The sequence below is a fragment of the Amycolatopsis sp. lyj-109 genome, assembly GCF_046548995.1.
GTDB lineage: Bacteria > Actinomycetota > Actinomycetes > Mycobacteriales > Pseudonocardiaceae > Amycolatopsis.
The window spans coordinates 303,776-318,578 of the sequence record NZ_JAJPWR010000002.1 but is presented as its reverse complement, the minus strand read 5'-3'; the positions used below and the strand labels follow the sequence as shown (position 1 = coordinate 318,578).

General features: G+C 69.0%; 12 protein-coding genes. All 12 read left to right on the top strand.

Going from position 1 to position 14,803, the window contains the following annotated elements:
- Genes ACLJQF_RS05190 through nuoN form a run of 12 tightly spaced genes read left to right on the top strand, consistent with a single transcriptional unit; the run spans position 1 to position 14,775 of the window.
- On the top strand, positions 1–762 hold the full coding sequence (locus ACLJQF_RS05190; RefSeq protein ID WP_410607046.1) for an NADH-quinone oxidoreductase subunit C: 762 nt from the start codon (positions 1–3) through the stop codon (positions 760–762).
- The gene (locus ACLJQF_RS05185; protein WP_410607045.1) at positions 759–2,090 is read left to right on the top strand and encodes an NADH-quinone oxidoreductase subunit D; all 1,332 of its coding nucleotides are present in this window, start codon (positions 759–761) and stop codon (positions 2,088–2,090) included. The genes ACLJQF_RS05190 and ACLJQF_RS05185 overlap by 4 nt, the downstream gene beginning before the upstream one ends.
- Positions 2,087–2,944, top strand: coding sequence for an NADH-quinone oxidoreductase subunit NuoE (nuoE, locus tag ACLJQF_RS05180; RefSeq protein ID WP_410607044.1), 858 nt, complete (start codon positions 2,087–2,089; stop codon positions 2,942–2,944). The genes ACLJQF_RS05185 and nuoE overlap by 4 nt, the downstream gene beginning before the upstream one ends.
- The gene (gene nuoF / locus ACLJQF_RS05175) at positions 2,944–4,224 is read left to right on the top strand and encodes an NADH-quinone oxidoreductase subunit NuoF (RefSeq protein WP_410607043.1); all 1,281 of its coding nucleotides are present in this window, start codon (positions 2,944–2,946) and stop codon (positions 4,222–4,224) included. The genes nuoE and nuoF overlap by 1 nt, the downstream gene beginning before the upstream one ends.
- On the top strand, positions 4,221–6,692 hold the full coding sequence (locus ACLJQF_RS05170; protein ID WP_410607042.1) for an NADH-quinone oxidoreductase subunit G: 2,472 nt from the start codon (positions 4,221–4,223) through the stop codon (positions 6,690–6,692). The genes nuoF and ACLJQF_RS05170 overlap by 4 nt, the downstream gene beginning before the upstream one ends.
- Positions 6,689–8,038, top strand: coding sequence for an NADH-quinone oxidoreductase subunit NuoH (nuoH, locus tag ACLJQF_RS05165; protein ID WP_410607041.1), 1,350 nt, complete (start codon positions 6,689–6,691; stop codon positions 8,036–8,038). Before ACLJQF_RS05170 ends, nuoH begins: the two co-directional genes overlap by 4 nt.
- Entirely contained in the window at positions 8,025–8,549 is a 525-nt protein-coding gene (gene nuoI, locus ACLJQF_RS05160; protein WP_410607040.1) for an NADH-quinone oxidoreductase subunit NuoI, read from the top strand. The genes nuoH and nuoI overlap by 14 nt, the downstream gene beginning before the upstream one ends.
- Complete coding sequence (locus ACLJQF_RS05155; RefSeq protein ID WP_410607039.1) at positions 8,546–9,406, top strand: NADH-quinone oxidoreductase subunit J; 861 nt, start codon at positions 8,546–8,548, stop codon at positions 9,404–9,406. The genes nuoI and ACLJQF_RS05155 overlap by 4 nt, the downstream gene beginning before the upstream one ends.
- Positions 9,403–9,702 carry an NADH-quinone oxidoreductase subunit NuoK gene (gene nuoK / locus ACLJQF_RS05150; protein ID WP_363999543.1) on the top strand — a complete coding sequence of 100 codons (300 nt, stop codon included), beginning with the start codon at positions 9,403–9,405 and terminating at the stop codon, positions 9,700–9,702. Before ACLJQF_RS05155 ends, nuoK begins: the two co-directional genes overlap by 4 nt.
- 11 nt (positions 9,703–9,713) lie before the next feature.
- Entirely contained in the window at positions 9,714–11,651 is a 1,938-nt protein-coding gene (nuoL, locus tag ACLJQF_RS05145) for an NADH-quinone oxidoreductase subunit L (RefSeq protein ID WP_410607038.1), read from the top strand.
- Positions 11,651–13,201 carry an NADH-quinone oxidoreductase subunit M gene (locus tag ACLJQF_RS05140; RefSeq protein WP_410607037.1) on the top strand — a complete coding sequence of 517 codons (1,551 nt, stop codon included), beginning with the start codon at positions 11,651–11,653 and terminating at the stop codon, positions 13,199–13,201. Before nuoL ends, ACLJQF_RS05140 begins: the two co-directional genes overlap by 1 nt.
- A gap of 2 nt (positions 13,202–13,203) precedes the next feature.
- The gene (nuoN, locus tag ACLJQF_RS05135) at positions 13,204–14,775 is read left to right on the top strand and encodes an NADH-quinone oxidoreductase subunit NuoN (protein WP_410607036.1); all 1,572 of its coding nucleotides are present in this window, start codon (positions 13,204–13,206) and stop codon (positions 14,773–14,775) included.
- Positions 14,776–14,803: the final 28 nt, after the last annotated feature.

The window sequence follows — 14,803 nt, the reverse complement described above, 5'->3', positions numbered from 1 at the left end:
ATGACTGAGAACCCTCAACCCGGCGAAGAGCAGTCGAGCGCCGAGCGAGCCGAAACCGGCCTGACGGCCCAGGGCCCGGGCGCGGCCGAACCCGGCCGGGATCCCATTGTCACCGGCTCCGCACGTCAAGGCATGTTCGGCGTCCACGGCAGCGGTGACACCTCCGGCTACGGCGGCGTCCGGCTCCCGGCGTACAGCCCGGCCCCGGCCGAGCGCCCGTACGGCGGCTGGTTCGACCAGTTCGCCGACGAGTTCTACGCCGCGCTCGCCGAGCGCAAGATCCCCGCCGAGGCGATCCTGCAGACGACGGTCGACCGTGGCGAGATCACCTTCTACGTCGCCCGCGAGCACCTGCCCGCCATCGCCAAGACCCTGCGCGACGACGGCGGCCTCCGGTTCGAGCTGCTGTCGTCGGTGTCCGGTGTGGACTACGGCGTCGACGTCCCGCAGCGGCTGCACGCGGTCTACCACTTCACGTCGCTGACCTACCGGCGCCGGATCCGCCTCGAGGTCACCCTCGACATCGAGGACGCGCACGTGCCGTCGCTGGTCGAGACCTACCCGACCGCCGACTGGCAGGAGCGGGAAGCCTGGGACATGTTCGGGATCATCTTCGACGGTCACCCGGCGCTGACCCGGATCCTGATGCCGGACGACTGGGACGGCCACCCCCAGCGCAAGGACTACCCGCTCGGCGGGATCCCGGTCGAATACAAGGGCGCGGAGATCCCGCCGCCGGACCAGCGGAGGTCGTACTCGTGACCGTGAACGACGAAACCACCGAAGTTCCCGAGGCGGACAGCCGCGACACCACCGAAGGCCGCGTCTACTCGGTCTCCGGTGGCGACTGGGACGACGTCATCGCCGACGCCCAGCACGACGAGCGCATGGTCATCAACATGGGCCCGCAGCACCCGTCGACGCACGGCGTGCTCCGGCTCGTGCTGGAGATGGAGGGCGAGACCGTCACGCAGCTGCGCTCGGTCATCGGCTACCTGCACACCGGCATCGAGAAGAACTGCGAGTACCGGACCTGGACCCAGGGCGTCACCTTCGTGACGCGCATGGACTACCTGGCCCCGCTCTCGACGGAGATGGCGTACTGCCTCGGCGTCGAGAAGCTGCTCGGCATCGAGGCCCCGCGCCGCGCGCAGCTGCTGCGGGTGATGCTGCTGGAGATCAACCGGATCGGCTCGCACCTGGTCTACATCGCCACCGGCGGCATGGAGCTCGGCGCCACCACCGCGATGACGCTCGGCTTCCGCGAGCGCGAGGTCGTGCTGCACCTGCTGGAGCACCTCACCGGCCTGCGCATGAACCACGCGTTCATCCGCCCCGGCGGCCTCGCGCAGGACATGCCCGAGGACTACCGCGAGAAGGTCACCGAATTCGTCAAGACGATGAAGGAACGCCTTCCGCTGTACGACAAGCTCTTCACCGGGCAGCCGATCTGGCGCAACCGGCTCAAGGGCGTCGGCTACCTGCCGGTCGACGCGTGCCTCGCGCTCGGCGTCACCGGCCCGGTGCTGCGGTCCGCGGGCCTCCCGTGGGACATGCGCAAGACCGAGCCGTACTCCTGCTACGACGAGTTCGACTTCGACGTCCCGGTCGACAACGGCGCCGACTGCTGGTCGCGCTACCTGATCCGCGTCCACGAGATGCACGAGAGCCTCAAGATCATCGAGCAGTGCCTCGAGAAGCTCGAGCCGGGCCCGGTCATGGTCGAGGACAAGAAGGTCGCCTGGCCCGCGCAGCTGTCCATCGGCAGCGACGGCATGGGCAACTCGCTGGAACACGTCAAGAAGATCATGGGCCAGTCGATGGAGTCCCTGATCCACCACTTCAAGCTGGTCACCGAGGGCTTCAAGGTGCCGGCCGGGCAGGTCTACACCTCCGTCGAGTCGCCGCGCGGCGAGCTGGGCGTGCACCTGGTCTCCGACGGCGGCACCCGGCCGCTGCGGGTCCACGTGCGCGAACCGAGCTTCGTGAACCTGCAGTCGATGCCCGCCATGGCCGAGGGCGGCCTGGTCGCCGACGTGATCGCCGCCATCGCCTCGATCGACCCCGTCATGGGGGGAGTGGACCGATGACCACAGCAGTTCCCGAGCCAGGCCCCAACGACGCGGCGGCGACGTACGCCGCGGCCGGGCCCGACACCGACGTGATCGCCATCGCGCCGGACCCCGAAGTGGCTGCCGGCATCATCACTGAGACGCCCCTGGAAGACATCTTCGACGCGGACATCCACGCCAAGGCGCAGGACCTGATCGCCCGCTACCCGATGTCCCGCTCGGCGCTGCTGCCGATGCTGCACCTCGTGCAGTCGGTGCAGGGCTACGTCAGCCAGGAAGGCATCGCGTTCTGCGCGAAGCAGCTCGACCTGTCCGACGCCGAGGTCAGCGCGGTCGCGACGTTCTACACGATGTACAAGCGCCGCCCGTGCGGCGAGCACCTCGTGAGCGTCTGCACCAACACGCTCTGCGCGGCCATGGGCGGCGACGCGATCTACAAGCGGCTCCAGACGCACCTCGGCTCCGAGGAGAACCCGCTGGGGCACAACGAGACCGCGGGCACGCCCAACGAGCCGGGCTCGATCACCCTCGAACACGCCGAGTGCCTCGCGGCCTGCGACCTCGCGCCGGTCATCCAGGTCAACTACGAGTACTTCGACAACCAGACCGAGGACAAGGCCGTCGCGCTGGTCGACGCGCTGCAGGCGGGCAAGAAGCCGGCCCCGACGCGCGGTGCCCCGCTGACGAGCTTCAAGGGCGCCGAGCTGCAGCTCGCCGGGTTCTTCCCGGAGGACGAGCGGACCTACCGCAAGGACGTCGACGGCCCGTCACAGGCCGTCGAGACGCTGCGGGGCGCGAAGCTCGCCCAGGACCGCGGCTGGATCGCCCCGGTCGCCCAGGATGTGCCCTTGCCTGAAGTGGAGAAGAAGTAATGGCAGATCCCATTACGCCGGTCCTCACGAAGCGCTGGCTGTCCCCGAACTCCTGGCAGATCGGGACGTACGAAGCGCTGGAGGGCTACACCGCCGTCCGCAAGGCACTGGCCGGGACGCCGGAACAGCTCGTCCAGGTGGTCAAGGACTCCGGCCTGCGCGGTCGCGGCGGTGCGGGGTTCCCGGCCGGCATCAAGTGGTCCTTCATGCCGCCGAACTTCGACAAGCCGCACTACCTGGTGATCAACGCCGACGAGGGCGAGCCGGGCACCTGCAAGGACATCCCGCTGATGATGGCGGACCCGCACTCGCTCATCGAGGGCTGCATCATCGCCTCGTACGCGATGCGGTCCAACCACTGCTTCATCTACGTCCGCGGTGAGGCGCTGCACTGCATCCGCCGTCTCAACGCGGCCGTGCGCGAAGCCGAAGCGGCCGGTTACCTGGGCGAGAACATCCTGGGCTCGGGCTTCGACCTCAAGATCACCGTCCACGCGGGCGCGGGCGCCTACATCTGCGGCGAAGAGACGGCGCTGCTGGACTCGCTGGAAGGCCGTCGTGGCCAGCCGCGGCTCAAGCCGCCGTTCCCGGCCGCCGCGGGTCTCTACGCCGCGCCGACCACGGTCAACAACGTCGAGACCATCGCGAGCGCGCCGTTCATCGTCAACGGCGGCTCCAGCTGGTTCCGCGAGATGGGCCGCGAAAAGTCGCCCGGCCCGAAGATCTACTCGATCTCCGGCCACGTCGAGAAGCCCGGCCAGTACGAGTGCCCGCTCGGCACCACGCTGCGCGAGCTGCTCGACATGGCGGGCGGCATGAAGGACGGCATCCCGCTCAAGTTCTGGACCCCGGGCGGCTCGTCCACCCCGATGTTCACCGCCGAGCACCTCGACGTTCCCCTGGACTTCGAAGGCGCGGCGGAAGCCGGGTCGATGCTGGGCACCACGGCCGTCCAGGTCTTCAACGAGACCGTGTCGGTGCCGTGGGCCGTGATGAAGTGGACGCAGTTCTACGAGCACGAGTCCTGCGGCAAGTGCACGCCGTGCCGCGAAGGCACGTACTGGCTGGCGCAGATCCTCGAGCGCATGGTCGAGGGCCACGGCACCGAGGAGGACATCGACACCCTCCTCGACGTCTGCGACAACATCCTCGGCCGGTCGTTCTGCGCACTCGGTGACGGCGCGGTGTCGCCGATCACCAGCGGGATCAAGTACTTCCGGGACGAGTTCCTGGCTCTGTGTGAGTCCAACAAGCGTGAACTGGTGGGAGCGCAGGCATGACGATCGCCCCCGACAAGCCCGAGACGGCGGAAATCCCCGTCCCCGAAGGCCACGTCAAGCTGGTCATCGACGGCGAAGAGGTCATCGCCCCCAAGGGCGAGCTCCTCATCCGCACGGCCGAACGCCTCGGCACGGTCATCCCGCGGTTCTGCGACCACCCGCTCCTCGACCCGGCGGGCGCCTGCCGCCAGTGCCTGGTCGAGGTCGAAATGGGCGGCCGGCCGATGCCGAAGCCGCAGGCGTCCTGCACGATGACCGTCGCCGACGGCATGGTCGTCAAGACGCAGCTGACGTCGCCGGTCGCGGACAAGGCCCAGCAGGGTGTGATGGAGCTGCTGCTCATCAACCACCCCCTGGACTGCCCGATCTGCGACAAGGGCGGCGAGTGCCCGCTGCAGAACCAGGCGCTGGCGCACGGCCGCACCGAGTCCCGGTTCGTGGACACCAAGCGGACCTTCCAGAAGCCGCTGCCGATCTCGACGCAGGTGCTCCTGGACCGCGAGCGCTGCGTGCTCTGCCAGCGCTGCACCCGGTTCTCCCGCGAGATCGCCGGCGACCCGTTCATCGAGCTCCTCGAACGCGGCGCCCACCAGCAGATCGGCACCGCGGAGACGGCGGACGTGCTCGACATGGCGTCGCGGACGACCTCCGGGCAGCCGTTCCAGAGCTACTTCTCCGGCAACGTCATCCAGATCTGCCCGGTCGGCGCGCTCACCAGCGCCGCCTACCGCTTCCGCTCCCGCCCGTTCGACCTGGTGTCCTCGCCGAGCGTCTGCGAGCACTGCTCGTCCGGCTGCGCCGAGCGCACCGACTTCCGGCGCGGCAAGGTCCAGCGCAAGCTGGCCGGCGACGACCCGGAAGTCAACGAAGAGTGGATCTGCGACAAGGGCCGGTTCGCCTTCCGCTACACCGGCGCCGAGGACCGCATCCGGCGTCCGCTGGTCCGCAACCGCGAGACCGGTGAGCTGGAAGAAGCGTCCTGGACCGACGCACTGCGCGCCGCCGCCGAAGGCCTCACCGCAGCCCGGTCGAACGGCGGCGTCGGCGTCCTGCCCGGTGGCCGGCTGACCGTCGAGGACGCCTACGCGTACTCGAAGTTCGCCCGCGTCGCCCTGCGGACCAACGACGTCGACTTCCGCGCCCGCCCGCACTCGGCCGAGGAACTCGCGTTCCTCACCTCGCACGTCGTGGGTGTGACGCCGGAGTCCGGCGTCACCTTCGGCGAGATCGAGCGGGCCCGTACGGTCCTGTGCGTCGCGTTCGAGCCCGAGGACGAGGCCCCGATCGTGTTCCTGCGGCTGCGCAAGGCGGCCCGCCGGAACCGCACCCGGATCGTCCACTTGGGACAGTGGACGACGTCGTCGGTGCGCAAGACGTTCGGTGAGCTGCTCGCCTGCATCCCCGGTCAGGAAGCCGCCGCCGTCGAAGGCATCGCCAAGCACGCGCCGGACGTCGACGAGGCCCTGCGCGGCGAAGGCGCCGTCGTCCTGGTCGGCGAGCGCGCCGCCGCGATCCCCGGCCTGTTCGCCGCCCTGCACGACCTGGTCGAGCGCACCGGCGTCCGGCTCGCGTGGATCCCGCGCCGCGCCGGCGACCGGGGCGCACTGGAGACCGGCTGCGTGCCGTCGTTGCTGCCCGGCGGCCGCCGGGTCGGTGACGACGCCGCCCGCGTCGCCGTCGAAAACGCCTGGGGCGTCCCGCTCCCGGCCACCCCGGGCCGCGACACGGCCGACATCCTGCTGGCTGCATCGGCCGGCGAGCTCGGCGGCCTGGTCGTCGGCGGCGTCGACCCGTTCGACCTGCCGGACCCGGACCTCGCGCTGCGCGCGCTGGACACCGCCGGGTTCGTGGTCAGCCTCGAACTGCGGCACAGCGCGGTGACCGAGCGCGCGGACGTCGTGCTCCCGGTGGCCGCGTCGGACGAGAAGTCCGGCAGCTACCTCAACTGGGAGGGCCGCACCCGCCCGTTCGACACGACCATCGAAGGCACCGGCGCCCTGCCGGACTGCCGGGTGCTCGACACCCTCGCCGTCGAGATGGACACGGACCTGTTCACGCAGACGCCGGCCGCCGCGCGCGGTGACTTCGAGAAGCTGGGCCAGGCTTCGGCGCTGCGCTGGAGCCACGTCGCGGCCGAGGTCGCGCCGCCCGCGACGCCGGGTGCCGGCCAGGCGATCCTGTCGACCTGGCGCCAGCTGATCGACAACGGCTCGCTGCAGGACGGCGAGCCGCACCTCAAGGGCACCCAGCGCACGCCGGTCGCGCGGCTGTCCGCGACGACCGCCGAAGGGCTGGGCGTCACGGTGAAGGTGAGCACCGAACGCGGTGTGATCACGCTGCCGGTGGAGATCGCCGACCTGCCCGACGGCGTCGTGTGGCTGCCGGGCAACTCGGACGGCTCCGCCGTGTTCAAGACGCTCGGTGCCGGCCACGGCGCCGTCGTGAACCTCGCTGGAGGTGGGCAATGACCCCGCTGCTGACCGAAGCCGCCGTCGGGAGCGTTCCTGACGCGGCCACCCGGGCGGCGCTGCTGGCGGACGACCCGTTCTGGCTGATCCTGCTCAAGTGCGTGGTCATCCTGCTGATCGGGCCGATCATGACGATCTTCCTGATCGTCTGGGAGCGCAAGGCGGTCGGCCGGATGCAGAACCGGCCCGGCCCCAACCGGGTCGGTCCCGGCGGCTACCTGCAGTCCCTGGCGGACGCGATCAAGCTGCCGTTCAAGGAACAGATCATCCCGGACACCGCCGACCGCAAGGTGTACTTCCTCGCCCCGGTCGTCTGCGTGGTGCCCTCGCTGATCGCGCTGTCGGCCATCCCGTTCGGCCCGGTCGTGTCGATCTTCGGCGAGCGGACCGTCCTCCAGCTGCTCGACCTGCCGGTCAGCGCGCTGGTGATCCTGGCCTGCTCCTCGATCGGCGTCTACGGCCTCGTGCTCGCGGGCTGGTCGTCCGGCTCGCCGTACCCGCTGCTCGGCGGGATGCGCAGCGCGGCGCAGGTGATCTCCTACGAGATCGCGATGGGCCTGTCGATCGTCGCGGTGATCCTGCAGGCCGGGTCGCTGAACCTGGCCGACATCGTCGCCAAGCAGCAGCCGGCGTGGTTCCTCTACCTGGTCCCGAGCTTCGTGATCTACCTGATCTCGATGGTCGGCGAGACCAACCGGGCCCCGTTCGACCTCCCCGAGGCCGAGTCGGAGCTGGTCGGCGGCTTCCACACCGAGTACAGCTCGATGAAGTTCGCGATGTTCTTCCTCGCCGAGTACGTCAACATGGTGATCGTCTCGGCGTTCGCCACGACACTGTTCCTCGGCGGCTGGATGGCCCCGTGGCCGCTGTCGCTGATCGGGAACAACGTGCTCAACACCGGCTGGTGGCCGGTGCTGTGGTTCTTCGCGAAGATGTTCGTCCTGCTGTTCGGGTTCATCTGGCTGCGCGGCACGCTGCCCCGCCTGCGCTACGACCAGTTCATGCGCCTGGGCTGGAAGGTTCTGGTCCCGCTGAACCTGGTGTGGATCATCATGGTGACCTTCGCGAAGGTCATCACCTGGAACACCGCGTCCATCATCATCGCCGCGGTCGCGATCTTCATCCTCGTCGCGCTGGTCTTCTACGTCCGCGCCGCGGGCCGCGAAGAGGAGAGCGAGTCCATCCCGGTGACCGGCGGCGGCTTCCCGGTCCCGCCGCTGGACCTCAAGGTCCCGCAGACCACCCCGCGTCAGAAGGCTTTGGCCAAGGCCGAGGCGAAGGCGGCCCGCCGCAAGCCGGCGGCCGTCGGTACCGCAAAGGAAGGGGCACAAGATGGGGTTTCTTGATCCCGTCAAGGGCTTCGGCGTCACCTTCGGGATGATGTTCAAGAAGGTCGCCACCGAGGAGTACCCGGAGGCCGGCGCCCCCGCCGCCCCGCGGTACCACGGCCGGCACCAGCTGAACCGCCACCCGGACGGCCTCGAGAAGTGCGTCGGCTGCGAGCTGTGCGCGTGGGCGTGCCCGGCGGACGCCATCTTCGTCGAGGGCGGTGACAACACCGAGGAAGCCCGGTTCTCGCCGGGTGAGCGGTACGGCGCGGACTACCAGATCAACTACCTGCGCTGCATCGGCTGCGGCCTCTGCATCGAGGCGTGCCCGACCCGGTCGCTGACGATGATCAATTTCTACGAACTGGCCGACGACGACCGCCAGCGGCTGATCTACACGAAGGAAGACCTGCTCGCCCCGCTGCTGTCCGGTATGGAGCAGCCGCCGCACCCGATGCGGCTGGGCGAAAACGAGCAGGACTACTACGTGAACGGCCCCGAACTGGCACGCGGGGAGGGCGTCAAGTGATCACCGCCCTTCTGGCCGCGGCGCCGAACGCCTCCGCGGGCGTCTCCACCGGTGAAGCCATCGCCTTCTGGGTGCTCGGCCCGGTCTCGCTGCTCGGCGCGCTCGGCATGATCTTCTCCCGCAACGCCGTCCACTCGGCGCTGTGGCTGGTGCTGACCATGCTGAGCCTGGGCGCGCTGTACATGATCCAGTCGGCGCCGTTCCTCGGCTTCACGCAGATCATCGTCTACACCGGCGCGATCATGATGCTGTTCCTGTTCGTGCTGATGCTGGTCGGCCGGGAGAGCTCGGACTCCGTCGTCGAAGTCCTCCGTGGCCAGCGACTGGCCGCGACGGTGCTGGGCATCGGCCTGGCCGCGCTGCTGGCCACGGGCATCTACCGGGCGATGGAGAACGTCACCCCGGCCATCCCGCTCGACTCCGCCACCCCGGCGGGCGGCGGGCCGAAGGGCCTGGGCCGGCTGATCTTCACCGACTACCTGTTCCCGTTCGAGCTGACGTCGGCGCTGCTCATCACGGCCGCCATCGGCGCGATGGTGCTGGCCTTCACCGACCGGCACGGCAAGGGCGGCAAGCTCACGCAGAAGGAACTGGTCATGCTCCGCTTCCGCGGCGAGCACGACCGGCCGTCCCCACTGCCCGGCCCCGGTGTCTTCGCCACCGCCAACTCGGTGGCCACCCCGGCGCTGCTGCCGGACGGCTCGGTCGCCCCGGAGTCGCTGTCGGCGATCATCGAGTCCACCTCGGCGATCGAGCTGGCGAAGGAACGCAAGCTCGTCGCCGACGACGTCGAACACCCGGACGCGCACGCGCTGGTCGGCTCCGACGCTTCGGAACCCAAGGGGGAGAAGGAATGACCCCGACGTACTACCTGCTGCTGTCGGCGCTGCTGTTTTCGCTCGGCGCGGTCGGCGTGCTGGTGCGGCGCAACGCGATCGTCGTGTTCATGTGCATCGAGCTGATGCTCAACGCGGTGAACCTGTCGCTGGTCACGTTCGCCCGGATCAACGGCGGGCTCGACGGCCAGATCATGGCGTTCTTCGTCATGGTCGTCGCGGCCGCCGAGGTCGTGGTCGGCCTGGCGATCATCATGGCCATCTTCCGCACCCGGCGCTCGGCCTCGGTCGACGACACCAACCTGCTGAAGTACTAGGAGACCTCCGAGTGACCGCATCATCGTGGCTGCTGGTGGCCTTCCCTGCCCTCGGCGCCCTGATCCTCCTGCTGGCAGGGAAGCGCGCGAAGGCCTGGGGGCATCTGCTCGGCTCGGCCACCGTCACGCTGGCCTTCGTCTACGGCCTGATCCTGTTCTTCACCGCGGACACGGGCAGCACGACGGACACCAAGCTGTACTCGTGGATCCCGGCCGGCGCGCTGCAGATCGACTTCGGGCTGCGGATCGACGCGCTGTCGCTGACGTTCGTGCTGCTCATCACCGGCGTCGGCATGCTGATCCACTTCTACTCGATCGGCTACATGGCCGACGACGAGGGCCGGTACCGCTTCTTCGCGTACCTGAACCTCTTCGTCGCGTCGATGCTGATCCTGGTGCTGGGCAACAGCTTCGTGACGCTGTACATGGGCTGGGAAGGCGTGGGTCTCGCGTCCTACCTGCTCATCGGCTGGTACCAGGGCCGCCCCTCCGCCGCCACCGCGGCGAAGAAGGCGTTCCTGATGAACCGCGTCGGTGACGTCGGGCTCGCGCTGGCCATCTTCATCATGTTCAAGTACGCGGGCTCGACCGGCTACGCGCAGGTCTTCCAGGCGGTCACCGACGGCAAGTTCTCGCCGGGCGCGATCACCGCGATGGCGGTCCTGCTCCTGCTGGGCGCCTGCGGTAAGTCCGGCCAGTTCCCGCTGCAGGCGTGGCTCCCGGACGCGATGGAGGGCCCGACCCCGGTGTCGGCCCTGATCCACGCGGCAACGATGGTGACCGCGGGCGTCTACCTGGTGGCCCGCTCGAAGGACATCTTCAACGCCACCGAAGACGGCCGCTTGATCGTCACCCTGGTCGGCACGGTGACGCTGCTGATCGGGTGCATCATCGGCTGCGCGTACGACGACATCAAGAAGGTCCTCGCGTACTCCACGGTCAGCCAGATCGGCTACATGATGCTGGCCGTCGGCCTCGGGCCGATCGCGTACGCGCTGGGCATCATGCACCTGGTCGCGCACGGCTTCTTCAAGGCCGGGCTCTTCCTCGGGGCCGGGTCGGTCATGCACGGCATGAACGACGAGGTCGACATGCGGAAGTTCGGCGGCCTGCGCAAGCACATGCCGATCACCTTCATCACCTTCGGCCTCGGCTACCTGGCGCTGATCGGCATCCCGCCGCTGTCGGGCTTCTTCACCAAGGACGCGATCATCGAGGCGGCGTTCAGCCAGGGTGGCTGGCGCGGCTGGGTGATGGGCGGCGCGGCGCTGCTGGGTGCCGGGCTCACCGCGTTCTACATGACGCGCCTGATGATGATGACGTTCTTCGGCAAGGAGCGCTGGAAGGACCTCAACACAGCGTTGGAGCTCGATCCCGCAAGCGGATCTTCGGGCGACGGCCCACGACCTTTCCACCCGCACGAGTCGAAAGCGATCATGTGGATCCCGATGGCGGTGCTGGCGGTCGGCTCGGTCGGCGCCGGCGCGTTCTTCGCCCTCGGTGAGCGCTTCGCCCACTGGCTGACCCCGTCGGTCGGCGAGCTGGAAGAGGCCCACCACTCGCCGCTGAACGCCGGCGTGATTTCGGCGGGCGCGATCGTGTTCTCGCTGCTCGGTGTGCTGATCGCGTACCTGATCTTCCGCCGTGACGTTCCGGTCGAGCGGCCCGAGCGGATCTCGTTCGTCACCCGCGCCGCCCGCAACGACCTGTACGGCAACACCCTCAACGAGACGCTGGTCGCCCGCCCGGGCACCTGGCTCTCGCGGGCACTGGTGTTCGTCGACAACCGTGGCGTCGACGGCGCGGTCAACGGCCTGGCGGCCTCCCTCGGCGGCGGCTCCGGCCGGCTGAGGCGGCTCCAGACCGGATTCGTCCGGTCCTACGCGCTGTCGATGCTGGGCGGCACGTTCCTGCTTCTGGCGGCTCTCCTGCTGGTGAGGTTCTCCTGATGACCTGGTTGCTCATCCTCATCCTGGTGCCGCTCGCCGGCTCCCTGGTGCTGGCGTTCCTCAAGGGGAACGACCGCGCCGCGGTGCTGGCCGCGCTGGTGTTCTCGATCCTCGAGTTCGTGCTGGTGATCCCGTTCTGGCTCAGCTACTCGCCTTCGGGCGCGCGGCTGCAGATGACGTCGAGCTTCGACTGGATCCCCAGCTTCGGCGTGCACATTTCGTTCGGCGTCGACGGCATCGCGCTGATCATGATCGCGGTGATCGCGCTGCTGGTGCCGATCGTCGTCGGCGGGCTCGGCACGCTGGACAAGCTGCCGGCGGGGCGCAGCGCGGGCGGCTTCCTGTCGCTCATCCTGCTGCAGGAAGCGCTCACGATCGGCGTTTTCGCCGCGACCGACGTCTTCCTGTTCTACGTGCTGTTCGAGATCATGCTGATCCCGATGTACTTCCTCATCGGCGGCTACGGCGGCGCGAACCGGCAGTACGCGGCGGTGAAGTTCTTCCTCTACTCGTTCCTCGGCGGCCTGATCATGCTGGCCTCGGCGATCGGGGCGTACTCGCTCGCGAAGGACAAGCTCGGGCACGGCACCTTCGACTGGGCCACGCTGGTGACGGTGGTGCGCGACGCGCCGCTGTCCACGCAGATCTGGCTGTTCCTCGGGTTCTTCCTGGCGTTCGCGATCAAGGCGCCGCTGGTCCCGTTCCACACCTGGCTGCCGGACGCGGCGGGGGAGGCGCCGATCGGCGTCGCCGTCCTGCTGGTCGGCGTGCTGGACAAGGTGGGCACGTTCGGCTTCCTGCGCTACTGCCTGCCGATGTTCCCGGACGCGAGCCGGACCCTGGCGCCGCTGGTGCTGGTGCTCTCGGTGATCGGTGTCCTTTACGGATCGATCCTCGCCGCGGGCCAGCGGGACATGAAGCGGTTCATCGCCTACGTGTCCATCGCGCACTTCGGCTTCATCTCGCTGGGCATCTTCGCGTTCAACGAGCAGGCGATGATCGGCTCGGCGACGTACATGCTCAACCACAGCCTCGCGACCGGCATGCTGATCGTGGTGATCGGCCTGGTCGTCGCGCGCGGCGGGTCGACGAAGATCTCCGACTACGGCGGCATGGCGAAGGTGACGCCATTGCTGGCGGGGCTGTTCCTGCTCGCCGGTCTGTCCACTTTGTCCTTGCCGGGCACCAACTCCTTCGTTTCGGAGTTCCTGGTGCTCATCGGATCCTTTGTGGACCAGCCGGTGTACACGATCCTCGCCACGGTGGGCATGGTCCTGGCCGCGGCGTACGTCCTGTGGCTCTACCAGCGGGTCTTCCAGGGCCCGGTCCGCGGCGATGCGCTGGTGGGCGTCGGCGGGGGCCCGGGTACGGCCATCGCGCCGGAGCTGGGCGCCAAGAAAGCCATCCGCGACCTCAACGGTCGTGAGATCGCGATCCTCGCGCCGCTGGTCGTGCTGATCCTCGTCCTCGGCTTCTACCCGAAGCCGGTGCTCGACACAGTCACCCCGACGGTGCAGCAGACGCTGTCCGCGGTCCAGGGAGGCAAGTAAAAGTGCTCGACATCCTCCTGACCCAGGCATCGGAGCCGCCGGTGCAGGTGCCGTCGGTCAACTACCCGGCCGTACTGCCGGTGCTGATCGTCTTCGGCGCGGCGTGCGTCAGCGTGCTCGTCGAGGCGTTCGCCGCGAAGCGCTCGCGGTTCGGCATCCAGGTGGGCCTGAGCCTGGCGTCGATCATCGCGGCCGGCGTCAGCCTGGTCATCTACGCCACGGGCAGCGCGCCCGCGGCCGGCGTCACGACGTTCAGCGGCGCGGTCTCGATCGACCGGCCGGCGCTGTTCCTCTGGGGCACGCTGCTGGCGCTGGCGGTCGGCGCGGTGCTGCTGATCTCGGACCGCGTGGTCGAGCCGGGCGGCGCGCTCGTCGCCCAGGCCGGCATCCGCCCGGGCACGGTCCAGGACCGCGCCCAGACGGCGACGGTCATGCAGACCGAGGTGTTCCCGCTGACGCTGTTCGCGCTCGGCGGCATGATGGCGTTCACCGCGGCGAACGACCTGCTGACGATGTTCATCGCACTGGAAGTGCTGTCGCTGCCGCTGTACCTGATGTGCGGCCTCGCCCGCCGTCGCCGTCTCCTGTCGCAGGAAGCGGCGGTCAAGTACTTCCTGCTGGGCGCGTTCTCCTCGGCGTTCTTCCTGTACGGGCTGGCGCTGCTGTACGGCTACGCGAACTCGGTGAAGCTGGGCGACATCGCGGCCGCGGCGGCGGGTTCGGACCGGTCGGACACCCTGCTGTTCGCCGGCCTGGGTCTCCTGGTGGTCGGCCTGCTGTTCAAGGGTTCGGTCGGCCCGTTCCACACGTGGACCCCGGACGTGTACCAGGGTGCCCCGACGCCGGTGACGGCGTTCATGGCGGCGTGCACGAAGGTCGCGGCGTTCGGCGGGATCCTGCGGGTGCTGTCGGTGGCGTTCTCGTCGACTTCGTGGGAGTGGCGCGGAGTTCTCTGGGGCGTGGCGATCATTTCGATGGTGATCGGCGCGGTGCTGGGTCTGACCCAGACGGACGTCAAGCGCATGGTGGCGTACTCGTCGATCGCCCACGCGGGCTTCTTGCTCGTGGGCGCGATCGCGATGACGAAGGACGGCCTGTCGAGCACGCTGTTCTACCTGCTGGCGTACGGCTTCACGACGCTGGCGACGTTCGGTGTGATCAGCCTGGTCCGCGATTCCTCGGGCGAGGCGACGCACCTCTCGGCGTGGGCGGGGCTGGCGAAGCGGTCGCCCCTCCTGGCCGGGGTGTTCACGTTCTTGCTGCTGGCGCTGGCGGGCATCCCGTTGACGTCGGGCTTCGTCGGCAAGTTCGTGGTGTTCTCGGCGGCGCTGTCGGACGGAATGGCGCCGCTGGTGGTCGTGGCGCTGGTGTTCAGCGCGGTGGCGGCGTTCTTCTACCTGCGCGTGATCGTCCTGATGTACTTCTCCGAGCCGGCGGCGGACGGCCCGTCGGTATCGGTCCCGGGCTTCGGCACGGGAACGGCGATCTTCCTGGGCACGGCGGTGACGCTGGTGCTGGGCCTGGTCCCGGCCTTCGCCCTGGGCTGGGCCGGTTCGGGCGGTTTCGCTTTCTGAGATTTCTGCTTCCGGGCCGCCGCTCCCT